The organism is Paenibacillus farraposensis (assembly GCF_020736845.1).
Classification (GTDB): domain Bacteria; phylum Bacillota; class Bacilli; order Paenibacillales; family Paenibacillaceae; genus Paenibacillus; species Paenibacillus farraposensis.
The window spans coordinates 123,795-148,300 of record NZ_JAFFQR010000043.1; the positions used below are offsets into that span (position 1 = coordinate 123,795).

Here is a 24,506-nt window from a genome sequence, read left to right on the forward strand (position 1 = left end):
CAGGAGATGATGAGAAATGAAACCATTCCACATGAAAAAAGGAGCGTCCCTTACGTTATCTGCATTATTGATAGGAACGCTGATACTACCTACTTACGGTTGTGCGGAGGCAGGTGTGGACCAGGCAATCACGCAACAAAAGGAAACGGTTCATGCCAAAACAAAAGAAGCGATTGATAAAGCTGCTGCCAGCGAAAACATTCCAGGTGTCATCTTTGCAGTAAAGAAGGGAAAGGATTTCTGGTCGTATGCTTCCGGCGAAGCGAATGTAGAAAGTAAGAAACCGATGCAAGCTGACTATTCATTTCGAATCGGGAGTATAACGAAATCGTTCGTCGGTGTAGTGGCCCTGCAACTAGCTGAGGAAAAGAAGCTAAGCCTCGATGACTCGGTAGAAAAATGGCTCCCAGGTGTCGTACAAGGAAACGGATATGACGGTAACAAAATTACGATTCGTCAGTTATTAAATCATACGAGTGGAGTGGCAGACTACTTAGATGATGAACTCAAGGAAAGTATACTCCAGAACTCCACTCAAACGTTTACAGCAGAACAACTCATTTCTCGCGCATTAAAGCATACACCAACCACAGGTGACTATTCGAATACGAATACAGTGCTGATGAAACTCATTATCCAAAAGGTCACAGGAGAAACATATGCCGAACAAATCAAGAAACGAATTATTGAGCCGCTTCAACTAAAAGAAACGTTTTTACCAGAAAACTCGCAATCCATTCCGAAAAACAGCCCGAATGGATACTTTAACAATGCCGGTACATTAATGGATATGACTGACCTTAACCCTTCGTTTGCAGACGCAGCAGGGGGAATGATCTCGACTGCGAAAGATTTAACAACATTCTTTAGTGCTTTATTGGGCGGAAAATTGTTAACACCTAAGATTCAGAAAGAAATGTTAACCACTGTTGATACTCCACACGGGAAATTCGGACTCGGTATTCAGAAAGTAACATTGCCGAATGGCACTACCATATGGGGTCATCAAGGTGGCATTCCTGGATTCACCAACTTCGCAGGTGGAACAAAAGACGGCGAGCATGTGATCGCGATGAGTATTAACGTATTAGGGGAAGGTGCTGTATCTCATATTGAGAACATCCAGATGACTGAGTTCTCGGGACAAGCCAAGCAACCTTCCACCCCGGATCAAGCAGCTCAAAAACATGGGGAAGAATTGAAACACTTCATTGATGAGAAAGCAAAAAGCAAGGATATCCCTGGCATAGTTGCTGCTGGGTTAAGAGACGGAGAATACTGGTCTTATGCAGCGGGTGTAGCCAACCTCGATCATAAAAATCCGATGGAGCCGGACTTTACTTTCCGTATTGGCAGTGTCACAAAGGCTTTTGTTGCTACCCTTGTCTTACAGTTGGCTCAGGAGAAAAAGCTGAATCTGGATGACTCGGTAGAAAAATGGCTCCCAGGTGTGGTAAAGGGCAATGGGTATGACGGCAACAAAATCACGATTCGTCAGTTATTGAACCAAACGAGCGGGATTGCAAGCTATACGAGTAAAGACATGCGGTATGCTACCTCATTTCCTCAATATACCGTTGTTGACCTTGTACGTATGGGACTGGCTAAGCCGCCAGTATTTAAACCAGGGGCAGGCTGGGACTATTCGAATACAAATACCGTACTAGCTGGTCTTGTTATTCAGAAGGTGACAGGAGAAAAGTACGATGTTCAGATTAAGAAACGTATCCTTGGCCCGCTTCAGATGACAGATACATCCTTTAGTGGTAGTAATCCGAAAATCCCGGGCCAGCATGCCACAGGCTATAGTATGAATCGGGCAGGGAAACTGTTTGATTTCACAGAGTATAATCCTTCATTCGCGAATGCTGCGGGGGAAATGATTTCGACAGGGAAAGATTTGACCACCTTTTTTAGTGCGCTTTTGGGTGGGAAATTATTAAATGACAAGATGATGAAGCAGATGACAACAGGTGTGGACTCACCTTATGGCAAATATGGACTTGGAATTTATAAGGTGACTCTGCCGAACGGAAAGACCTATTGGGGACATGGCGGCGGCATTCATGGGTTTGAAACGCTAGCGGGTGGTACCTTAGGCGGGAAGGATATTTTGGTGACGAACATCAATGCGGTCGGTCCAGAACCTATCATCGCTAATCAAGCCATTTTCGAAAAAGAATTTAGCCGTTGAGTTAAAAAGGAAAAATGATAGAAGGCTTTTGCTTTGGGAACTCCAAGAGCAATAAGCCTTTTTCCTCTTCAGCTCTTATCGATCATTCAATTCATTCAGGATTTTGTGTATTCGACTCCATTAGATTTGCGGATTTTTGCAAAATCCTAAATTAGCAAGTATTTATTTGTAGCTAATTAACTGATTAGTTGTTATAATAAAGAGCTGTAGCCAGTGAATTTGAAGCTGGTTTTCATATTAAATTGACTGAAGAGGTGAATCGCTTGTTGGACCGATTGCAATCATTAGCGGACCGCTACGATAAACTGAGCGAACTGCTCTGCGATCCGGATGTGGCGAACGATAGCAAAAAACTTAGAGATTATTCCAAAGAACAGTCTGATTTACAGCCTGCTTATGAAGCATATACCGAATATAAAACTGTCGTTGAAGAGCTGGACGCTGCCAAAGCGATGCAGGGAGAAAAGCTGGACGACGAAATGCGTGAAATGGTTAAAATGGAGATTGAAGAACTGAGTGCCCGCAAACAGGAGCTGGACGAGAAAATCCGCATTTTGCTGTTGCCGAAGGACCCGAACGATGATAAGAACGTTATTATCGAAATTCGCGGGGCAGCGGGTGGCGATGAAGCGGCACTATTTGCAGCGGACTTGTACCGGATGTATACCCGCTATGCAGATACTCAAGGCTGGCGTGTGGAATTGATGGACGCGAACATGAATGACCTTGGAGGCTTTAAAGAGGTTATTTTCATGATCAACGGACGCGGTGCATATAGTAAAATGAAATTCGAAAGCGGCGCACACCGTGTACAGCGGATTCCAACGACGGAATCGGGTGGACGTATTCATACGTCTACTTCCACGGTGTCCGTCATGCCTGAGGCAGAAGAAGTGGATATTGAAATTCTGGACAAGGATATCCGTGTGGATACGTTCTGTTCCAGTGGTGCAGGCGGTCAATCTGTCAATACGACAAAATCCGCAGTGCGTGTAACGCATATGCCAACAGGCATCGTGGCAACCTGTCAGGACGGCAAATCGCAGAACTCCAATAAGGAGAAGGCGTTGCAAGTTTTACGTGCCCGGATTTCGGACATGATGCGCCAGGAAGAGGAAGCCAAATATGCAGGCGAGCGCAAGAGCAAAGTAGGTACCGGAGATCGCAGTGAGCGCATTCGTACCTATAACTTCCCGCAAAGCCGTGTAACGGATCACCGTATCGGCTTGACCGTGCACAAGCTGGATCAGGTAATGAACGGGGATATTGAAGAAATCGTATCGGCACTCACGATTGCAGAGCAGGCTGATTTGATGGAACAAGGAGTTTAAGCTTTGGGACACGAACGTGATCAAGTGTATCGGATGTCACCGGAGCGTAGCATGAGTATCAGAGAAGCCTTGATTGAGGCTTCTTCTTTTTTAGGAAGCTGCGGTGTACTGGAGCCGCAGCATAACGCACGCCTGCTGCTGGAGCATGTGCTCGGGCTGGAAGGTACGGCCTTCTACGCCGCGCTGGGCGATCCGTTCCCTGCCTCTGGCAAGGAAGCGTGGGAAGCGGTCGTAACCCGTAAAGCAGCGGGTGAGCCGGCGCAATATATTATCGGTCGGCAGGAATTTTATGGCCGCCCGTTCGCGGTTTCGCCGTCGGTGCTAATCCCGCGTCCCGAGACAGAACTGCTCGTCGAGGCGATACTTCAGCACGGCGATCGTTTGTGGCCGAACGGCGCTCCGCAGGCGCTCGATATCGGCACAGGCAGCGGTGCGATTGCCGTGACACTGGCGGCGGAGCGGCCGAACTGGCGCATGGCGGCCGGGGATATTTCCGGCGCTGCGCTGGAAATGGCAGCCCGCAACGCCGCCGCGAACGGTGTCGCCGTGGAATTTCGCGAGGGCGATCTGCTGACGCCGTTTGCGGGAGCGGCGGTGGACATTCTCGTGTCCAACCCGCCGTATATTCCGGCTGCGGATATCGCCGGCTTACAACCGGAGGTGCGCGACCATGAGCCGCGTATGGCTCTGGACGGCGGACCTGACGGACTTGGCCCGTATCGGGCGATATTGGAGCAGCTTGGGCTCCTTGAGGCCCCACCCCGGCTCATCGGATTTGAGCTGGGGATGGGGCAGGCCAGAGACGTGGCCGCCCTGCTGGAACAGGCAGGTCATTGGAGCACGATATTAATCGTGCCGGACCTTGCAGGGATTGAACGACATGTCCTAGGCGTCTTGGAGTAGTGCTGTATTTTCTTTTTGCGAGTCTTTCCTTTAGAATAAGAGGAGTATGACCGAGAAACGGCTCAGGGGGAAATCATGCTTCAGAAATTAAAAAAAATGGATGGTCCGGTTATCTTTATTCTAGTTTTGCTCATGGCAATCAGCGTCATCACGGTATATAGTGCGGGCAGAGGCCCTACAAACCTGGCGGAGCACGGCAATGACTACCAGAAGATGATCGGATACTATATATTGGGTTTTGTGGCGATCTTGGGTATAGCGGTGGTCGATTTTCGGATATTTATTAAAAAGGCACTGTATGTATACGGAGGCGGGATATTCCTGCTCATTCTCGGCTTTTTTGGCGGGACGGTTAACAACTCTCAGGGCTTCTTGAAAATTGGCGGCTTGAACCTTCAGCCTGCTGAGGTATTCAAGCTGGTTCTTATCATTTTTCTGACATATATGCTGATCAAAAAGCGCAAGAGCAAGTTGTATTTTATCCAGGATGTGCTGCCGGTTGCGCTGGTGAGCTTTGTTCCGTTTGCCATGGTAATGGCACAAAATGACTTGGGTAATGCGCTCGGGTACATCGTCATTGTCATCGGCATGCTGTGGATTGGGAATGTGAAGGCATCCCATGCGTTAATTGGATTTATCATATTTTTAGTCGCCGTGGGCGGCGGGATCAAGGCCTATATTTCATTTCACGATGAGATAGACACCTTTATGAAGGGGATTGGGCGCAGTCACTGGGTAGAGCGTCTGGACCCTTGGCTTGTACCGGAAAAAGCGACCGCGAAGGCATCTTACCATACCAAAAATGCCAAGCTGGCGATTGCCTCCGGCGGGATGATGGGTAAAGGCTTTTTGCAGGGGACCTCGGTACAGTCCGGACGTGTGCCTTATACGTACGCAGACTCTATTTTTGTAGTTGTAGCGGAGGAATTCGGCTTTGTGGGCTCGTCGGTGCTGCTGTTGCTTTATTTTATTCTGATCCACCGGATGATCCTGATCTCGCTGGAATGTCGCGATCGTGCCGGACCGTATCTTATCGTGGGTATTGTGTCCATGCTGCTATATCAGATTTTTGAGAATATCGGTGCATTTATAGGCATTATGCCGCTTACGGGGATTACGCTTCCGTTCATAAGCTATGGGGGTACGTCTTTGCTCATTAACATGGCTAGTATTGGCCTGGTTATGAGTATTAAGGTACACGGCCAGGAGATGGAAGATGATTTGCCGCATCCCTCCAGAGCGAGCTTGACGAAAGCGAAAAAAACTTGATGAACGGATTGTAAGTAGAGACTTGTAGATAGAGACAAGTTGATATTTCGAATAAATTTAAAATGATGCCGTGAAAGGTTCGGAATGGAAGGTCCAGATTGTAAAATCTGGACCTTTTTCATATTCACAGGCTGTGATCAAGCTTTTTGCGGCGGGGTTAATGCGTATGTTAGTTTGGTCAAGTGTTGTAAAGTGACCTTGAACTGATTTTACGAGATTCATAGGTTTAGATTCTCGCAAACCGGACAGACTGATAGACATCATAGAGTTTGGTTTTGGGGGGAGCAAGATGAGAAACTGGGTAAAGCAAGTTGCAATGATATTATTTTGTATTTCGATCTTAATGATGTCCTGGGAAGGTCAAAAAATGGATGCTGCTGTGTCGACAGGAGCCAAAGGCCCTATAATGTCAGGAATGACAACAACAGGGGCGAGAGTGATTCCGCATGATTCCATTCGCCTGCGCATTTTGGCCAATTCGGATCGCCCACAGGATCAGTTGATCAAGCGCGAAATACGGGACACTATCGTACAGCAGATGAATGCATGGGTAGGGAAGCTTGAAAATCCGCAAAGCCTGAATCAGGCGAGAGTGCTGATTACTGCTCATTTGCCTGAAATTGATCGTTTGGTAGGTGCTGAGCTGGCTCGGCGAGGTATTGCGTATGATCATCAGGTGGAGCTGGCGAGCGTACCTTTTCCGACGAAAATGTATGGTGGTCTTGTCTATCCTGCGGGGAATTATGAGGCACTTCGGGTCACGCTGGGAGAAGGCAAAGGGCAAAACTGGTGGTGCGTGCTGTTTCCGCCCCTGTGTTTTATTGATGCAGGCAGCGGAGAAGCGGCGGCACAAACGGTATCGGCAAAAGCGAATCACAGAGACAGCCGGACAAACGCGAATGACAAGAAACCGGAAGTGCGTTTTTTTCTGTGGGACGCCCTTACGGGACTGTTGGGATGGGTGAGCGGTTTATTTGCCTAAGTCCCATGAGTTAAGGAAAAGGGATGGATCGTTTGCGTTCTTTGTTGCAAGCAGTAAATACGATGGCCGTGAAGAACGGGGCAGTTCCCATATGCTATAATGGGATGTACAGTAGGTACGCGCACGGCAGAGCCGGTTCAACCACGTATTCAAATTGACTTCTTTGGGGCTCAAGCGGGATGAATCGAGCTTTGACAATAAAATACGGGATGATTAGATATGAGCGATAAATTGAATCAAATGCAAGATGTGGACGGAGAGTTGGCACGGAAGGAGAAGCCCGAGCGGGAAGTGAATGAACAGCAAATTCATACGTTCAAGCAGGTGTTGGGGGCTTCGCATACAAAATGGTGGGATGTAAGAGGCTTCGTTCCCGAAACGGACATGGCTACAACGGCTAAAAGGGTGTCTGCTAGCCTAAAAGAAGCTGATGCTACGGTTGCTGTTCATGAGACTGAAGTGGACGCCTTCAGCGAAATAGGGGATGAATCGGTTCGGATTATGGCGGAAAAGGGGATCCGTGAGGCCGCCGTGCTGCTCCGAGCGGGGGAGACGGTGGCTTTCCCTACGGAAACCGTGTATGGCCTGGGTGCCGATGCACGCAGCACCAAAGCGGTGGAGGCGGTATTTGCTGCCAAAGGACGTCCTTCCGACAATCCGCTCATTGTCCATATTTCCGATCCTGTCCAATTAAACGGCATGGTTGCCAAAATAAACGATACGGCCCGGGTACTGATGGATGCGTTCTGGCCGGGACCGCTGACGCTGGTGCTGCCGGCGGTGCCGCAGGCGTTATCACCCCGTGTAACGGCGGGGCTGGACACGGTCGGCGTACGTATGCCGGATCATCCGATAGCGCTGCGCCTGATCACGGAGTCCGGTTGTCCGCTGGCTGCTCCCAGCGCGAACCGCTCGGGCAGGCCCAGCCCGACCCTTGCACAGCATGTGCAGGAGGACCTGGAGGGCCGCATTGGCGGCATTCTGGACGGAGGCCCTACAGGTGTGGGGCTGGAGTCCACGGTGGTACAGGCTGGTGACGACGGAACCGTCACCATTCTGCGCCCCGGCGGTGTGACGGCCGAGCAGCTCGCTGCGGTGGCTCGCGCCGTCACGCTCGATCCGGCGCTGGCCGCCGCTTCGCCTGGCGAGGACGCCAACAGCCCGGCACCACGTTCGCCGGGCATGAAGTACACGCACTACGCGCCGCGGGGCCGCTTGAGCGTGGTGCAGGGCCCGTCGCCCGCTGGGGTGGCGGGCTGGATTCGCGCCGCGCTGGCGGAGGCGCGCGCGCGGGGGGAGCGCACGGCTGTGCTCGCGTTTGATGAGCATGCCGCCAGCTATGCCGGAGAGCGCGTCTATTCGCTGGGCAAGCGGGACGCGCTCCATGAGGCGGCGCAGCGCCTGTACGGCGTGCTGCGCCGCTGCGATGAAGACGGCGTCACCTATATTTTGTCGGAAGCCTGTCCCTCCAGTGGGCTGGGAGACGCCGTCATGAATCGCCTGCTGAAAGCAGCAGGCCATCGAATCATTCGTCTTTAGCAAGAATCACACACCTTGCTGGAGAACAAAAATGGTTCCCGTCTTATCGTAACCACTCTTATAAAATCTTTTTCTCTCCTCGTCCTCGTACTGTCTCATCCTTGTATGCTTGTACTGTTTTGCTCCTTGTCCGCATAACGTGTACAAGAAGGGACGGACAATGGAGGGATGGAGTATGCTACCAACCTCTGCCCATGCCGGGCAGGTTGTAACGATTCTGATCATGGCAGTAGCGCTGGGGATGGATGCGTTATCGCTGGGCGTAGGAATCGGTATGAAGGGGATACGCCTGCGGGAAGTGCTGCGTATTAGCACGATAATTGGCTTTTTCCACATTCTGATGCCATTGCTGGGGATGTTTACAGGCCACTATATGAGTTCTTTGCTGGGCCATGTGACAACCTATTTCGCAGGGGGCTTGCTCACCCTTTTAGGTGGCCATATGGTATATAATTCCTTCAAAGGGGATGGCGTACAAGCACTGGATCATCGTTCGCCTTTGGGACTTTTATTGTTTGCACTGGGAGTAAGCATGGACTCATTTTCTGTAGGAGTGTCGCTGGGGATGTTTCAGAGCGATCTGGTGCTGAGCGTTCTGGCTTTCGGCTTTTGCGGTGGAACGATGGCGATGCTGGGGTTGCTGCTGGGCCGCAAGGTCAGCCGTAATCTAGGGGATTATGGAGAGGCCGTGGGCGGGGCTATATTGCTGGCGTTTGGTTTTATGTTTATGTTTTGATTTTAGTGCAGTCAGTGTAAAATAAATACAGGATTTTAGTAATCCTCTGTTTATATATTGTTAACATACGGGGGGTGAAAACGTTGAAGCATATTTTATTTGTATGCACAGGGAACACCTGTCGTAGTCCGATGGCTGAAGGGATGCTGCGTAAGCTGGCTATTGAACGCGGGTTGGAGCTGGAAGTACGTTCTGCCGGAGTGGCCGCGATGGAAGGCGCGCCAATATCCCGGCATGCAGAGGCGGTTCTTCGGGAACAGGATATTCTGGACCGGATGACTTCGACTCCTTTGAGCAACGAACTCGCCGAGTGGGCCCATCTGATTTTAACCTTGACGCAGGGGCACAAGCAGCACGTCATTCAGCGGTTACCACATACAGCAGGCAAAGTATTTACGCTCAAGGAATATGTGGAGGATCGGGATGCAGTGCTGAAGGATGTTCAGGAGCTAGATGGCCTGTACGCTTCGCAGCAGTTGATGGCTGCACTCGGACAAGAGCTGTCGACGCAGGAGCGTGAGCGGATGATTGAACTGCATCAGCGGATTCCGAGCGCTGATATTTCTGATCCATTCGGCGGCTCGAGGGAAGACTATGATGTTACGGCTGCGGAAATTCGCACGGCGCTGCATAAGTTGCTGGACAAGCTCAAGGCTTCTTCCGAATAAAATGAGTACCACTCATCTAATTTGTACGGAATCTGTTGATTTTCGGCAGTTAATCCGTTAAGATAAGGTGGAAAAATGAGAGTCCGGTGTAACTGGCGACAAAAGTGGGATTAACCACGATGGAGCATCGGATATACGGCCGGTCGCCTGGGCAAAGAGCAATTCCACATAGGTGTGGACTGCTCTTTTTTCGTATATAAACTATTCCGGTTCTTCTGCCACCTTCTGTGTGCTTCTATTTTTTCTGCTCGAAACCTGAATCATCGGCTATAATATAGTCAGGTTGTGATATCGGGAGAGAGTGTGTTGAACTTGAGGCATGTGACCGTGTCTGGTCTCTGGGGGACTGTTCAACCAAGGGAGGTTCCAATGGCAGGACAATTGGATCGTGAGATTTCACTTGAAGCACAGACTGCTTCTGTCGTGCGGGAACTCGCAGAGGAGGCCAGTCTGAAGGCTGGCCATCTGCTGGTTGTTGGTGTGAGCACGAGTGAAGTGGCTGGAAGCCGGATTGGCACAGCGGGAGCGCTCGATGTGGCCCAGCAACTGCTGGCTGGAGTAGAATCCGTACGCAGAGAGTATGGCTTTGACGTGGCGTTTCAATGCTGTGAGCATCTGAACCGTGCGCTGGTCGTTGAGAGGGCTGTACTGGAGCGGCTGGGATTGATGGAAGTAGCAGCCGTTCCTGTACGCACGGCAGGTGGTTCTATGGCTGCGGCTGCCTATCGTTCACTGGACGACGCGTGCTTGGCGGCGAAAGTGCAGGCACATGCCGGGATAGACATTGGTGAAACGCTAATTGGCATGCATCTGCGCCCGGTAGCTGTTCCGTTTCGTCCAGGCCTTCGCTGGATTGGCGAGGCACGTGTGACGGCTGCATTCACGCGCCCGCCGCTGATTGGCGGACAACGGGCGGTATACACCCTTGAGCAAGAAGAAGGCGGAAGCTGTGACTAGCAGTTGACATGGATTGTTTGTTTTGTACTAGGCTTTTTTTGCATGGGTGATGAGGTACCCAACAGAGGAGCAAGCGCTTGCTTGTATACCTAACAATTGACTATGGAGAGGGAGTAATCAATCATGATGGAACATCTGCGTAAAAGTGACCCGGCAGTACTGGAAGCAATGGGACTTGAACTGAAACGGCAACGCCACAATATTGAGCTGATTGCATCCGAGAACATCGTCAGCGAAGCGGTTATGGAAGCGATGGGCTCCGTACTGACGAATAAATACGCTGAAGGTTATCCGGGCAAACGCTACTACGGTGGTTGTGAGCATGTAGATATCGTTGAAGACATTGCGCGTGACCGTGCTAAAGAACTGTTCGGTGCCGAGCATGCCAACGTGCAGGCTCACTCCGGAGCACAAGCCAATATGGCCGTGTATTTGGCAGCACTCAAATCCGGCGATACCGTACTGGGTATGAATTTGGCGCATGGCGGCCATTTGACGCACGGAAGTCCCGTTAACGCCTCCGGCTTGTTGTATAACTTTGTTGCCTATGGTGTACGCGAAGACAACTTCCGTATTGATTATGATGAAGTGCGCAAGGCAGCCTTCAAGCATCGCCCTCGTCTGATTGTAGCCGGAGCGAGCGCATATCCGCGTACCATTGATTTTGAAGCCTTTGCTTCCATCGCCAGCGATGTGGGTGCTCTATTTATGGTAGATATGGCACATATCGCGGGCCTGGTAGCTGCGGGTATTCATCCTAACCCGGTTCCGCACGCTCAGTTTGTGACAACAACAACGCATAAAACGCTGCGCGGTCCGCGCGGAGGATTGATTCTGACTCGCAAGGTGTGGGCGCAAGCGATTGACAAGGCGATTTTCCCGGGCATTCAGGGCGGTCCGCTAATGCATGTGATCGCGTCCAAAGCTGTTGCCTTGGGTGAAGCGCTCCAGCCTTCCTTCAAAACCTATGCCCAACAAGTAGTTCGCAATGCACAGGTGCTGGCTGAAACATTGCTGGCGGAAGGGATCAACATTGTGTCTGGTGGTACAGATAATCACCTGATGCTGCTGGATACGCGCAGCTTGAACATCACGGGCAAAGAAGCGGAGCATGTATTGGATTCCGTGGGCATCACGGTGAATAAAAACGCGATTCCTTTCGACCCGACCAGTCCGTTTATTACCAGTGGTATTCGTATTGGTACCCCTGCTGCGACTTCCCGTGGTATGGATGAAGAGGCTATGGTCAAAATCGGTAAAATCATTGCCGAAACGCTCAAGAATCCGAAGGATAGTACGGTATTGTCGAAAGCAAGCCAAGCGGTTGGCGAGCTGACTGAAAAATTCCCGATCTATCCTGGCATTCAATACTAATTCAATTAATCACCTATGTTAGGATAAGGCTGTCTTCCTTCCGTAAGCCGGAGGGAAAACAGCTTTTTTTACGACTCGAAAACTTATATTCAGGATAATAAGGGCTCAGATGGGAATAGCACCCATATTTTCAGAGGTGAGCCGGATTTTCGTCATACATTGCAAACAATGCATTTTTATGCCTAATATGATTGGCGGTTTGCTGTTTTGACAAAGGGGGACCATTCAAGTCGCTCGAGTCCGTATCGTTGGACATATTTGGATATATATATAATGAAGCGTTTACAAATAATCGTCTTGGTTTGGGGACCGCCAAAGCCTTTTTTAATGGCTATTTCTATTTCTACTATGACTAAGGTCACTTGTGAAAGGGGAGAAATATGTATTTTACTTTACATGTCTTTCCCTTGACAAAAGGTTACGGTGGCAGGTGTTAAATCAACCAAGGGGATGTTATAATAAACAGGATTTACAGGCACGCACTGCATCTGTACTTATTTGGCTTGTACAAATAGGCTACATAGATCCTTTCCATTCAGAATGTTCGATATTCTTGGTGGAAGAACGTGACGATAATACCGGAGGGAGTATATCATGGCAAAACTGGTGGTTTGTGATCACCCTTTGATCCAACACAAACTTACATTTATCCGCGATGTGCGGACCAACACCAAGGATTTTCGCGAGCTCGTGGATGAAGTCGCAACTTTGATGGCTTATGAAATTACACGGGATATCCCACTCGAAAGCATTACGGTGCAAACACCGGTTGCTGAAACAGAAGGTAAAGTAATTTCTGGACGTATGCTGGGACTCATTCCGATTTTACGCGCAGGTTTGGGTATGCTAGATGGTGTCGTAAAGCTGCTGCCAGCCGCAAAGGTAGGCCATGTAGGGCTATTCCGTGACCCTAAAACATTGCAACCTGTGGAATACTACACGAAGCTGCCTACAGATGTGACTGAACGTGAGTTGATTGTCATTGACCCTATGCTGGCTACAGGGGGATCTGCGATTGCGGCTATTGATGTGTTGAAAAAGAGAGGTTGTACGCAAATTAAAATGATGAATCTGATTGCTGCTCCTGAAGGAGTCAAAGCTGTACAAGATGCGCATCCTGATGTAGACATTTATGTGGCTGCACTGGACGAGCGTCTGGATGAGCATGGCTATATCGTTCCAGGGCTTGGTGATGCGGGAGACCGCTTGTACGGAACCAAGTAGACCGCCTTTGGCGTTTCAGCGAAATTAACGGACGTTGCGGGCACATCGTTTTCGTATAAGGGAGATCTGTGAGCCGGACGTTTATTATGAAAAGGAGTTCAACACAAAATGTCCAAAATCAAAGTAATGACCATTTTTGGTGTACGTCCGGAAGCGATTAAAATGGCTCCTCTCATTCTGGAGCTTCAGCGTCATCCGGAGCATATCGAATCCGTGGTATGCGTTACAGCTCAGCATCGCCAAATGCTTGATCAGGTTCTGGAAGTCTTTAATATTCAGCCAGACTATGATCTGGACGTGATGAAAGACCGTCAGACACTCAACGAAATTTCCATACGTGTACTTCAGGGGCTGGAACCTGTACTGCGCGAGGCCAAGCCCGATATCGTACTGGTTCACGGCGATACGCTGACTACCTTCCTGGCCAGCTATGCAGCCTTTATGCAGCAAATTGAAGTAGGACATGTGGAAGCCGGCCTGCGGACATGGAATAAGCTTTCTCCATACCCTGAGGAAATGAACCGTCAGCTCACAGGCGTGCTATCTGACCTGCATTTCTCGCCGACTTCTTTATCGGCTGGGAATTTGAGAAAGGAAAATAAGCCGGAATCGCGAATATATGTAACAGGCAATACGGTGACGGATGTATTTCAGTATACGGTCCGCCAGGATTACGAGCACCCGGTACTCGATTGGGCTCAAGGCAAACGCTTGATTCTAATGACAGCACACCGCCGGGAGTCCCAGGGAGAGCCGCATCGTCAAATTTTTAACGCGATCAAACGGATCGCGGACGAGTTTGAGGATATCGCCATCGTGTATCCGGTTCATCCAAGTCCGGCTGTAAAGGAGCCTGCATTTGAGATTTTAGGCAATCATCCACGCATTCAGCTGATTGATCCGCTGGACGTTGTGGATCTGCACAATTTTTATCCGCACACGCATCTGATTCTTACGGATTCCGGCGGCCTTCAGGAAGAAGCGCCTTCGTTCGGAGTACCTGTACTGGTACTGCGTGATACGACCGAAAGACCGGAAGGCATTGAGGCGGGCACATTGGAATTGGTGGGTACAGGTGAAGAAAATGTCTATAATCGTACAAAGGCGCTCTTGACCGATTCCGCATTGTATGAATCTATGAGTCAAGCGGCGAATCCTTACGGTGATGGACAAGCGTCGGTAAGAATTGTCAATGCGATTTTGCACCATTATGGGGTAAAATCTGAACGTCCTGAGGAATTTCACACAATGTTCACAAAAGGTGTTCGTACAATATAATTATCTTCTAAAAGGCAAGCATACAGTTAAACTGTACGGTTACCAAGGGATACAGCATTTTCAGGTGCTTTGTCGACTGATTTTTATACTTTAGAACACTAAAATCTCTCAATTGACAAAGCATCTTATATTTAAGTAAAATGGACTGGAATTACAGGGGTGACATGGAAAAGTGGCCAAACCTTCCAAGCAAAATAACGACCGAAATAACACCAGAAATGCCTTTAAGGCAATAGGACTGGTGAGCGCTATCGGCATTGATTTGACGGTATGCACACTGGGTGGTTTCTATGCCGGAAAATGGCTGGACGCCAAACTTGGTGGCTCCGGAATATGGACTGGCGTAAGCGTTCTCGCAGGCTTGGTTGTAGGCGCATTAAGTATTGCCCTTGTGATCGGAAAGGTATTGAGGGATAACCATGAATGAGATGACCCGTATGCAAAAAATGTTATGGATCGTAGCGCTTATAATTATGGCTCTGTGTTTCCTGGTCTCCGCCTTCATGCCCCAACATCGTGACATTGTTCACGGAATCATTCTGGGAACAGGAGTAAGCTGTCTAAATGTAATATATATGGTCTACAAAATTCGACAGGTTGCAAGTGCGGCCGCCGGCGAAAGAAAGAAGAGAGTCGTAGGCATTGGCTTTGGCGTTCGATTGGGAACCTCTATTTTGGCAGTGCTACTGGCCATAAAATTTCCGGCCTATTTCCATGTGATCGCTGTAATGGCGAGCCTGGTGACCGGGCAATTTCTTCTTTTAATCATAGGCATCATATTCGCGCTTCAGGAAAAATGATGGCTCAGCTGAGAAAGGGGTGAGAAAACATGTTGCATGAATCACCGATTATCCAATTGGGCGGGTTGAACATTGACTTGTCCGTCATTATTATGCTGGTTGTGACCTGCGCCATTGTGTTTGGACTGGCTTTTGCCGCAACGCGTAATTTGTCTGTTGAGAATCCGGGCAAGCTGCAAAACTTTTTGGAATGGGTTGTCGAGTTCGTTCAAGGACTCATATCCAGTACGATGGATTTGAAAAAAGGGAAGCCATTTCTTTCTTTAGGGATGACGCTGATCATGTTCATTTTCGTCGGGAATATGCTGGGGCTGCCGTTCGGGATTGTGACTGAATTTGATAATGTGCAAAGCGCACAGGTATTTGGACATGACATCGTTACGGTCAAAGAAGCATTAGAGCAAGCACAGGCGACTCATCCGGGCGAAGCCGCTCATGTAGGTGTCAACTGGTGGAAATCACCTACCGCAGATGCAGGGGTGTCTATCGGACTAGCATTGATGATCTTTGTCCTGGTTCACTTCCTGGGAATCTTCCGTAACACCAAGGCATACTTCAAGCATTACGTTCAGCCATTTCCTTTCTTCCTGCCAATTAACATCATTGAGCAGTTTTCAAAACTGTTGACACATGGTATGCGTCTGTTCGGTAATATTTTCGCAGGCGAGGTTCTAATCAGTGTCCTTTTGAAATTGACAGCACTTGGTGTGGGAGGGTGGATCGCTTCCGTTTTGGGACTCGTTGTCTGGCAAGGATTCAGTATTTTTGTCGGCAGCATTCAGGCGTTCGTCTTTACTATTTTGACGTTCGTATATATCTCCCAGTCCATTGATACACATGAAGAAGAGCATTAGTAATCTTATTTTCCGGTTTTTAAGTTAAGTTCAGGAGTTCGCTTCGCTCTTAACTGCAAATACATGTAAAACACAAATACACATCACTAAGGAGGATTTTTAAAAATGGGAGTTTGGGCATATATCGCAGCTGCAATCGCAGTAGGTTTGGGCGCTCTGGGCGCTGGTATTGGTAACGGTCTGATCGTAAGTAAAACAGTTGAAGGTATCGCTCGTCAGCCTGAAGCCAAAGCCACGTTGCAAACAGTAATGTTTATCGGTGTAGGTCTGGTTGAAGCCCTGCCAATCATCGGGGTCGTTCTGGCATTCATTTTCTATGCGGCCGCTTAATTGAATGGAAGCAAGGTTTGGCGGGGAAGGCACAGCCATCCGCGCCTTCTTTGTTCGTTTGAACATGAAAGATCCAGAACCGACGTTCACCGGAAAGGAGTGACTTCAATTGCATTTAAATTGGACAAGTATCGTGTTTACTATCATTGCATTTTTGATCTTGTACTGGTTGCTGACTCGTTATGCATTCGGCCCTCTTTTTTCAGTTATGGAGAAGCGGCGTGAGCTTGTTTTAAAGCAAATGAGTGAAGCGGCAGAAACCCGTGAACAGGCTGCGGCTTTTGTTGAGGAGCAAAAACAGGCTCTCCAGCAAGCGCGTAAGGAAGCCTACGATATCATAGAGCAATCGAAACAAACAGGTAACAAACAAGCGGAGCAAATTATTATTCAAGCTAAAGACGAAGCGGCTCGCCTGAAAGATGAAGCTGTTCGTGAAATCACAAGCGAGCGCAATAAGGCAGTTGCCGAACTGCGCAGCGAAGTGGGGAAAGCTTCGGTACAAATTGCTTCCAAATTGCTTCAAAAAGAAATCAAGGAAGACCAAGTCCAAGGAGAGCTTGTCGACCAGTACCTTAAAGAGGTAGGAGGCAAAGCATGAGCCAGGATACGGTAGTTGCCAAACGGTATGCGAAGGCTTTGTTTGAAGTGGCAGAGCGGGAGCAGACCATTATGGAGACCGAGCAGGAACTGCGTGCATTTGTAGGGGCTGTTTCGGGAGATGCTGAAATCCGTAAGTTCATTAATTCTCCTAACATTACGGAAGAGGTCAAGCTTCAGGTTCTGGCCAACAGTTTTGAAGGCAAGATATCTGCCCCGCTGATTAACACAATCAAGCTGTTGATTCAGCGGAGCAGATCAGATTTGTTGGAAGCTCTCCTTGCCGGATATCTTGAGATTCAGGAGTACAAGCTGGGGCTGGCGCATGCAAAGGTGTATTCCACTTATGCGCTCAGTGAGCAGGAAAAAGCAACGGTAGCCGAGGAATTCGGAGCCCGTGAACATAAAACAATCCGTGTGGAAAATATAGTGGACCCAAGTCTGCTGGGCGGATTAAAAGTGGTTATCGGCGATACACTGTACGACGGCAGTCTGGCCGGCAAACTGGATCGTCTTGAGAAATCCTTTAACAGACGAGTATAGAAGATAGGGGTGAACACACTTGAGTATCAAACCTGAGGAAATCAGTTCATTGATTAAAAGTCAAATTGAACAATATAAAAATGATATCGAGGTCGTTGAAGTCGGCACCGTGGTTGAAGTCGGCGACGGTATTGCCCGCGTCTACGGACTGGAAAAAGTCATGGCCGGTGAATTGGTTGAATTCGATACCGGCGTATTCGGCTTGGCGCTCAACGTGGAAGAAAGCAATGTCGGTGTCGTTATTCTTGGACCATACTCCGACATTCGTGAAGGCGGCCAAGTGAAACGTACAGGCCAAATCATGCAGGTCCCAGTTGGGGACGCGCTGATTGGACGTGTAGTTAATCCATTGGGACAACCAGTCGATGGCAAAGGTCCAATTGCTACCACGGAATTCCGCCCGGTAGAAAGTCAGGCTCCAGGTGTTATGGCCCGTAAATCCGTACATGAGCCGATGCAAACAGGGATTAAAGCCATTGACGCTATGGTTCCGATTGGCCGCGGTCAACGTGAGCTGATCATCGGTGACCGCCAAACCGGTAAAACGGCTATCGCGATTGATGCGATCCTCAACCAAAAAGGCAACGGCATGAAATGTATTTATGTTGCTATTGGTCAAAAACAATCTACAGTAGCTCAAGTTGTTGAAACATTGCGTCGTCACGGTGCATTGGAATATACAATTGTGGTTACGGCATCTGCTTCTGAGCCATCACCTTTGCTGTACATTGCGCCTTATTCCGGCTGCGCTATGGGTGAGTACTTCATGTACAAAGGCGAGCATGTTCTTGTTGTATACGATGACTTGACCAAACAAGCGTCCGCATACCGGGAGCTTTCCCTGTTGCTGCGTCGTCCACCGGGCCGTGAGGCTTATCCGGGTGACGTGTTCTATCTGCATTCTCGTTTGCTGGAACGTGCAGCGAAGCTGAATGATGAATTGGGCGGCGGCTCGCTTACTGCGCTTCCATTCATTGAGACACAGGCTTCCGACGTTTCTGCGTATATTCCGACCAACGTAATTTCGATCACAGATGGCCAGATTTTCTTGGAATCTGACTTGTTCTATGCGGGTCAACGTCCGGCGATTAACGTAGGTATCTCCGTATCCCGTGTAGGCGGCTCCGCTCAGATTAAAGCGATGAAAAAAGTTGCTGGTTCCCTGCGTCTGGATCTCGCTCAATATCGGGAGCTTCAAGCGTTCTCCCAATTCGGTTCCGATCTGGATAAATCCACCAAGGCCCGTCTTGACCGGGGTGCACGCATGATGGAAATTTTGAAACAGGGTGTAAATCAGCCACTGCCTGTTGAACAACAAGTTGTGAGCTTGTATACCGCTGTTAAAGGCTACCTGGATGATATTCCGGTAGGGGATGTAAAGCGTTTTGAAAAGGACTTCTTGTCTTTCATGCTGTCTGATCACCAGGATGTACTTCAATCGATCCGCGATACGAAGGACTTGGTGGCTGATAACGAAGCTGCATTGAAGGAAGCTATCGAGAAATTCAAAAAGTCGTTTGCCACATCGGTTTAATACGTGAATTTGCCTGTTTATGACGAAAAATGTTCTAAGGAAGCGTGCCTTCGGGCTTTGGCTTCCTTGGCATGTTTTACCCTCCATAACAGGCCCTTTAACATATGTCCGACTGGACTAGAATGTTACGAAACAGAAACAGCTTTGAATCTCTCAAAACTATAGGAATTGCTTACGAAGTTAGCTTTGGCATGGTCAAAGCTTGAAGGTGGTGAAATCATGGCAAAAGGTATGCGCGAGATTAAACGTCAGATTAAAAGTGTGCAGAGTACGAAGCAAATTACGAAAGCGATGGAAATGGTCGCTGCATCCAAGCTGAGAAGAGCTCAGGAAAAAGCGGAGTCGGCTCGTCCTTACGCGGAAAAGCTCAAGGAAGTCGTAAGCAGCATTGCTTCTGGATCGAACAATGTCAAGCATCCAATGCTGGAGACACGTCCGGTTAAGAAGACGGCTTATCTGATTATCACATCTGATCGTGGTCTGGCTGGTGGTTATAACGCCAATATTTTGCGGCAGGTTACACAGACGATTGCCGAACGTCACCGTTCACACGATGAATTTGTGATTTTCATCATCGGACGAAAAGGACGCGATTATTTCAGACGTCGTGAGTTTCCTATTGCAGAGACAGTAACTGATTTGTCGGATACGCCTGCTTTTGCAGATATCAAAACGATTGCAAGCAAGGCTGTACAGGGCTTTGAACTCAAAGAATTTGATGAGCTGTATCTATGCTACAACCGCTTTGTTAACGCACTGACTCAAATTCCTACCGTTGACCGCTTGTTGCCTATGGCAACACCAGAATCGGCTGCAGCTTCATCCTCGATAAACTATGAGTATGAGCCTTCGCCAGAAGGAGTGCTGGAGGTACTGTTGCCGCGTTATGCAGAAACGCTCATCTACGGCGCTTTGCTGGACGGCAAGGCAAGTGAGTTGGGAGCAAAAATGACGGCGATGGGGGCTGCTACCAAAAATGCTACCAAGCTGATTGGTGAACTGTCGCTAACCTATAACCGTGCTCGTCAAGCGGCTATTACCCAGGAAATTACGGAAATTGTGGCAGGGGCAAATGCTCAGTCTTAAGGAGCTTTTGCAAACTGCTGTATAGCAGAGCCTATATTAATATGAACATTTGCGGGCGCAAAACAAATCAGAGTTGTTCGGATTGCGGCTATGCAAGCTTGTAGGAGGGAAACCAAAAGATGAACAAAGGACGCGTAGTGAGTATCCAGGGTCCGGTTGTTGACGTTGAATTTGAACGCGGTCAGCTTCCGGAAATCCTAAATGCTATTCATATTGGGACTGAGCTGGAGACTGGAGTCAAACTGGATTTGACGCTTGAAGCATCAAAGCATCTTGGCGATAATCGTGTACGTTGTATCGCCATGTCTTCCACAGACGGTCTGGTTCGCGGAGCTGAAGCGGTAGACCTGGGGGCACCAATTTCGGTACCTGTTGGTGAGGCTACTCTGGGACGCGTATTTAACGTACTGGGCGCTCCAATTGATAATGGTGCTGACATTAGTACAGCAGAAAAAAATCCAATTCACCGTCAAGCACCTTCTTTCGATGAATTGACGACTCAGGCAGAAATGCTTGAAACAGGCATTAAAGTTATCGACCTGCTGGCTCCTTATGCCAAAGGCGGTAAAGTTGGATTGTTTGGTGGTGCCGGTGTAGGTAAAACCGTAACGATCCAAGAGCTGATCAATAATATCGCGCAGGAGCATGGCGGTATTTCTGTATTTGCGGGTGTAGGTGAACGCACACGTGAAGGTAATGACTTGTATCATGAAATGAGAGAGTCAGGCGTTATTAACAAAACAGCGATGGTATTTGGACAAATGAACGAGCCGCCGGGTGCGCGTTTGCGTGTTGCCCTCACAGGTCTGACAATGGCGGAGTATTTCCGCGATCAAGAAGGCCGTGATGTGCTGCTCTTTATCGACAATATCTTCCGCTTTACCCAAGCAGGTTCTGAGGTTTCCGCCCTTCTGGGACGTATGCCTTCCGCGGTAGGTTACCAGCCTACGCTGGCAACTGAAATGGGTCAATTGCAAGAGCGTATTACTTCAACTAAAAAAGGTTCTGTTACTTCCATTCAGGCGATTTATGTGCCTGCGGATGACTACACTGACCCGGCTCCTGCTACAACGTTTGCCCATTTGGATGCAACGACGAACCTGGAACGTAAAATTTCTGAAATGGGTATTTATCCTGCGGTTGATCCACTCGCATCGAGCTCTCGGATTCTGACTCCAGAAGTTGTAGGTGAGGAACACTACAATGTAGCACAAGGGGTAAAACAAATTTTGGCCCGCTACAACGAGCTTCAGGATATCATTGCTATCCTGGGTATGGACGAGTTGAGTGAAGAAGACAAAATGCTGGTAGCACGTGCACGTAAAATCCAGCGTTTCTTGTCCCAGCCATTCCACGTTGCCGAAGCGTTTAACGGCTTCCCAGGTAAATACGTACCTGTTAAAGAAACAGTACGAAGCTTCAAGGAGATTTTGGAAGGTAAGTATGATCACCTCCCAGAGGCGGCCTTCCTTTTTGTAGGAGCCATCGAAGAAGCAGTTGAAAAAGCCAAAACCATGTAAGCATACAGGCACCGAATAGCCTAGCCTTACGAAGTGAGCTGTTCGCGGACAGCTTTCAGGAGGGATTCAAGTGAGCACCTATTTATTAGAGATTGTGACGCCGGAGCGCCTGGTCTATTCAGAACAGGTAAACAGCATCAGTGTTCGCGGCTCGGAAGGCGACCTTGGTATTTTACCCGGGCACCTTCCCTTGGTCACTCCCTTGAAGATTGCGCCGATATACATTAAAATCGGTGGTCAGACCGAGGTGATCGCGGTCAATGGGGGCTTCATTGAAGTCCGCAAGGATAAAGTGGTCGTTTTGGCTGAGAGTGCGGAACGCTCTGAAGATATTGATGTGGAGCGTGCCCGTGCGGCAAGGGAGCGGGCAGAGTTGCGGCTCCAGAGCAAGCAGGAACAGATAGACCAGCATCGGGCGGAAGTGGCTCTTCAACGGGCGCTTAACCGATTGAATGTAACGGGTATTAGAACCAGCAAGAAATAAAAATTAGGTTTTAGTGGAATTGTAAAAGGGTGCGGCATAGTATACGGATGGAATGACAGGGCGACCACTTCATTACTTCTGCCAGAGAATATCCGGCAGGTGGAAAAGGAAACCTTTACTCCCTTCGATCACTGTGATCTGGCCCTTTTTTTTTAGCTATCGTTATTTCGTGTGCGGTCCTATTTCTTGCTTCTCAGCTAGGTATATAGTACCTTTTAAATTCACGAAACAGAACTAATTGTTCACTTTTTGTCGAAATAAATGTTCTGAAAACAGAAATATGACTAGCATATTAAGCGTTCGACGAGTATTATAAAGAAGTCTGTGAAACAGATGGGAGGGATTACGGATGAACGGAAAGCAGCAGTTGGCTGAACAGCTAAGTCAATCAGCGAGTATGACTGCGTTGACCTCCATGATTGTGTCACTCATCTGCATAGCGCTGGCTTGGTGGGCTTTACAGAGTCTTAAGCTGGATGTATTCATCAAGCATCCCAAAGGACCGCAAGGCAGATTGCTGCATTTGTTTCTTGCTATTATTGTGGGGCAGCTGGTTTCTGGTTTCCTGTTAAACTACTTCTCATGGAGCCAGATGCTCTAAGTGTTTGTTTTTAAACGAAGTGGGCGGGTTATCTGACATTATGGCTTGTGTCACTGCGGAAATTGTCGAATAACATCGTGCTATATTGTCAACAATGGTAAACAAAAGAACCACATACGTTTAACCGACTGAAGCAGTTGAGTACAGTGGCTGTCCAGTACAAAAAACGCTTGTATACTTGTTTTAAACAATGGTATGATGGCAGTTAGGGTGTTAGTGAAATCTTATTTTTTATGTAACGAAAAAGCAAGGCATGAAAATAGCGGAATATGTTCTTTTTTTCCATGATGAAAAAGGGAAATGACGCGCGGAGGGAATTATAGATGAGCAAATTTATCGTCCGCGGTGGCAACAGATTGACCGGGAGTGTCAAAGTCAGCGGAGCCAAAAACTCAGTTCTGCCGATCATCGCTGCTTCTCTGTTGGGAGAAGAAGGAGAAAGTATTATTATTGATGCACCTCCTCTAGACGATGTGATGACCATTAACAAAGTACTTGAGTCCTTAGGAGCAGGCGTTACATACCAAGATGAGGTCATTCGTGTCGACGCGCGGAAGATAGTTTCCTGTGAAGCCCCTTATGAGTGGGTTAGGAAAATGCGCGCATCATTTTTGGTAATGGGGCCGTTGCTTACACGTTTGGGACATACAAGAATTTCGCTTCCGGGTGGATGCGCAATTGGCACACGACCAATTGACCAGCATTTGAAGGGCTTTGAAGCGTTGGGGGCCAAGATTAGTTTAGGCCAGGGTTTTATTGAAGCTAAAAGTAACGGGCGTCTGCGCGGAGCCAAAGTTTATTTGGATGTAGCCAGCGTAGGAGCAACCGAAAATATTATGATGGCCGCTACTCTTGCTGAGGGCGTAACCACAATTGAAAATGCTGCTAAGGAGCCTGAGATCGTTGATCTTGCGAACTTCCTCAATGGCATGGGGGCCAAGGTACGTGGTGCAGGCACAGGCGTTATTCGTATCGAAGGTGTCGAGAAACTTCATGGAGTGAAGCATGCGGTCATTCCCGACCGTGTAGAAGCAGGTACTTATATGGTTGCTGCTGCGATCACAGGCGGGAACGTATATGTAGAAGGTGCAATATCCGATCATTTGGGACCTGTGATTTCCAAGATGGAAGAAATGGGAGTTATCATTCAGCCGGATGAAAACGGAATTCGTGTCATCGCGAATAAACCGTTGAAGGCGGTTGATGTTAAAACGTTGCCTTATCCTGGTTTCCCTACGGATATGCAGTCTCAAATGATGGCACTTCAACTCGCTGCTGAAGGAACGAGCATTATTACAGAAACCGTCTTTGAAAATCGCTTCATGCATGTCGATGAATTTCATCTTATGAATGCGGAGATTAAAGTCGAAGGCCGTTCTGCAATTGTAACCGGCAATGCGAAGCTGACAGGTGCGAAAGTGACCTCGACAGATTTGCGTGCAGGTGCTGCGCTAATTCTGGCCGGTCTTATTGCGGAGGGGACAACGGAGGTATCTGGTGTACATCACATCGACCGCGGCTACGTCCATCTGGCTGAGAAGCTGACTGGATTGGGTGCGGATATTTACCGAGTGACTGTGGAAGAGCCCAAGCTGGATCGTTCCGCCGGCGCGGAACGAGTGATGCCGGAAGAGACGACAGGAAATCTGTTCAAGAAGATTCAGCCTTCGCTGGCTTAAGCTTGAGCGTATGCGGCTAACGC

The 24,506-nt window shown here is 48.7% G+C and carries 24 protein-coding genes and 1 riboswitch; all 24 genes read left to right on the top strand.

From position 1 onward, the window contains the following. Positions 1-16 precede the first annotated feature (16 nt). Positions 17-2,194, top strand: a complete 2,178-nt coding sequence (locus JO375_RS08005) for a serine hydrolase domain-containing protein (protein WP_229523960.1) — start codon at positions 17-19, stop codon at positions 2,192-2,194. A gap of 263 nt (positions 2,195-2,457) precedes the next feature. Beyond that, positions 2,458-3,525: a peptide chain release factor 1 gene (gene prfA, locus JO375_RS08010; RefSeq protein ID WP_229523961.1), complete on the top strand. Its 1,068-nt coding sequence runs from the start codon at positions 2,458-2,460 to the stop codon at positions 3,523-3,525. Positions 3,526-3,528: 3 nt separating this feature from the next. Further along, a complete protein-coding gene (gene prmC, locus JO375_RS08015) occupies positions 3,529-4,428 on the top strand; it encodes a peptide chain release factor N(5)-glutamine methyltransferase (RefSeq protein ID WP_229523962.1) in 900 nt (299 codons plus the stop codon). Positions 4,429-4,503: 75 nt separating this feature from the next. Next, positions 4,504-5,697 (top strand): FtsW/RodA/SpoVE family cell cycle protein, encoded by a 1,194-nt coding sequence (locus tag JO375_RS08020; RefSeq protein ID WP_229523963.1) that lies wholly within the window; start codon positions 4,504-4,506, stop codon positions 5,695-5,697. A 289-nt stretch (positions 5,698-5,986) separates the two neighbouring features. After that, positions 5,987-6,679, top strand: coding sequence for a stage II sporulation protein R (gene spoIIR, locus JO375_RS08025; protein ID WP_229523964.1), 693 nt, complete (start codon positions 5,987-5,989; stop codon positions 6,677-6,679). Between the two features lie 501 nt (positions 6,680-7,180). After that, entirely contained in the window at positions 7,181-8,218 is a 1,038-nt protein-coding gene (locus JO375_RS08030) for an L-threonylcarbamoyladenylate synthase (protein ID WP_377570492.1), read from the top strand. Positions 8,219-8,393: 175 nt separating this feature from the next. Beyond that, complete coding sequence (locus JO375_RS08035) at positions 8,394-8,954, top strand: manganese efflux pump MntP (protein ID WP_229523966.1); 561 nt, start codon at positions 8,394-8,396, stop codon at positions 8,952-8,954. An 83-nt stretch (positions 8,955-9,037) separates the two neighbouring features. Beyond that, on the top strand, positions 9,038-9,622 hold the full coding sequence (locus JO375_RS08040) for a low molecular weight protein arginine phosphatase (protein WP_229523967.1): 585 nt from the start codon (positions 9,038-9,040) through the stop codon (positions 9,620-9,622). A 78-nt stretch (positions 9,623-9,700) separates the two neighbouring features. Beyond that, positions 9,701-9,782: riboswitch (ZMP/ZTP riboswitch) on the top strand. Between the two features lie 209 nt (positions 9,783-9,991). Then, a complete protein-coding gene (locus JO375_RS08045) occupies positions 9,992-10,579 on the top strand; it encodes a TIGR01440 family protein (protein WP_229523968.1) in 588 nt (195 codons plus the stop codon). Between the two features lie 123 nt (positions 10,580-10,702). Then, the gene (locus JO375_RS08050; protein ID WP_322098712.1) at positions 10,703-11,953 is read left to right on the top strand and encodes a serine hydroxymethyltransferase; all 1,251 of its coding nucleotides are present in this window, start codon (positions 10,703-10,705) and stop codon (positions 11,951-11,953) included. Between the two features lie 594 nt (positions 11,954-12,547). After that, positions 12,548-13,177, top strand: coding sequence for a uracil phosphoribosyltransferase (gene upp / locus JO375_RS08060; protein WP_229523969.1), 630 nt, complete (start codon positions 12,548-12,550; stop codon positions 13,175-13,177). Positions 13,178-13,285: 108 nt separating this feature from the next. Next, entirely contained in the window at positions 13,286-14,455 is a 1,170-nt protein-coding gene (gene wecB, locus JO375_RS08065; RefSeq protein WP_229523970.1) for a non-hydrolyzing UDP-N-acetylglucosamine 2-epimerase, read from the top strand. Between the two features lie 172 nt (positions 14,456-14,627). After that, positions 14,628-14,882, top strand: a complete 255-nt coding sequence (locus tag JO375_RS08070; protein WP_229523971.1) for an AtpZ/AtpI family protein — start codon at positions 14,628-14,630, stop codon at positions 14,880-14,882. Further along, complete coding sequence (locus JO375_RS08075) at positions 14,875-15,255, top strand: ATP synthase subunit I (protein WP_322098713.1); 381 nt, start codon at positions 14,875-14,877, stop codon at positions 15,253-15,255. Before JO375_RS08070 ends, JO375_RS08075 begins: the two co-directional genes overlap by 8 nt. A 29-nt stretch (positions 15,256-15,284) precedes the next feature. After that, positions 15,285-16,109 (top strand): F0F1 ATP synthase subunit A, encoded by an 825-nt coding sequence (gene atpB, locus JO375_RS08080; RefSeq protein WP_229523973.1) that lies wholly within the window; start codon positions 15,285-15,287, stop codon positions 16,107-16,109. Between the two features lie 105 nt (positions 16,110-16,214). Continuing rightward, positions 16,215-16,439: a F0F1 ATP synthase subunit C gene (atpE, locus tag JO375_RS08085; protein ID WP_229523974.1), complete on the top strand. Its 225-nt coding sequence runs from the start codon at positions 16,215-16,217 to the stop codon at positions 16,437-16,439. Positions 16,440-16,548: 109 nt separating this feature from the next. Beyond that, a complete protein-coding gene (gene atpF / locus JO375_RS08090) occupies positions 16,549-17,037 on the top strand; it encodes a F0F1 ATP synthase subunit B (protein WP_229523975.1) in 489 nt (162 codons plus the stop codon). Beyond that, positions 17,034-17,579 carry a F0F1 ATP synthase subunit delta gene (locus tag JO375_RS08095; RefSeq protein ID WP_229523976.1) on the top strand — a complete coding sequence of 182 codons (546 nt, stop codon included), beginning with the start codon at positions 17,034-17,036 and terminating at the stop codon, positions 17,577-17,579. The genes atpF and JO375_RS08095 overlap by 4 nt, the downstream gene beginning before the upstream one ends. A 19-nt stretch (positions 17,580-17,598) precedes the next feature. Further along, entirely contained in the window at positions 17,599-19,113 is a 1,515-nt protein-coding gene (gene atpA / locus JO375_RS08100) for a F0F1 ATP synthase subunit alpha (protein WP_229523977.1), read from the top strand. A 219-nt stretch (positions 19,114-19,332) separates the two neighbouring features. Further along, a complete protein-coding gene (gene atpG / locus JO375_RS08105; protein ID WP_229523978.1) occupies positions 19,333-20,199 on the top strand; it encodes an ATP synthase F1 subunit gamma in 867 nt (288 codons plus the stop codon). Positions 20,200-20,318: 119 nt separating this feature from the next. Further along, a complete protein-coding gene (atpD, locus tag JO375_RS08110) occupies positions 20,319-21,719 on the top strand; it encodes a F0F1 ATP synthase subunit beta (RefSeq protein ID WP_229523979.1) in 1,401 nt (466 codons plus the stop codon). 70 nt (positions 21,720-21,789) lie between these two features. Next, positions 21,790-22,203 (top strand): F0F1 ATP synthase subunit epsilon, encoded by a 414-nt coding sequence (locus JO375_RS08115; RefSeq protein WP_229523980.1) that lies wholly within the window; start codon positions 21,790-21,792, stop codon positions 22,201-22,203. 349 nt (positions 22,204-22,552) lie between these two features. Further along, positions 22,553-22,804 (top strand): DUF1146 family protein, encoded by a 252-nt coding sequence (locus JO375_RS08120; RefSeq protein ID WP_229523981.1) that lies wholly within the window; start codon positions 22,553-22,555, stop codon positions 22,802-22,804. Positions 22,805-23,127: 323 nt separating this feature from the next. Then, complete coding sequence (gene murA, locus JO375_RS08125) at positions 23,128-24,483, top strand: UDP-N-acetylglucosamine 1-carboxyvinyltransferase (protein WP_229523982.1); 1,356 nt, start codon at positions 23,128-23,130, stop codon at positions 24,481-24,483. The last annotated feature ends 23 nt before the right edge of the window (positions 24,484-24,506 follow it).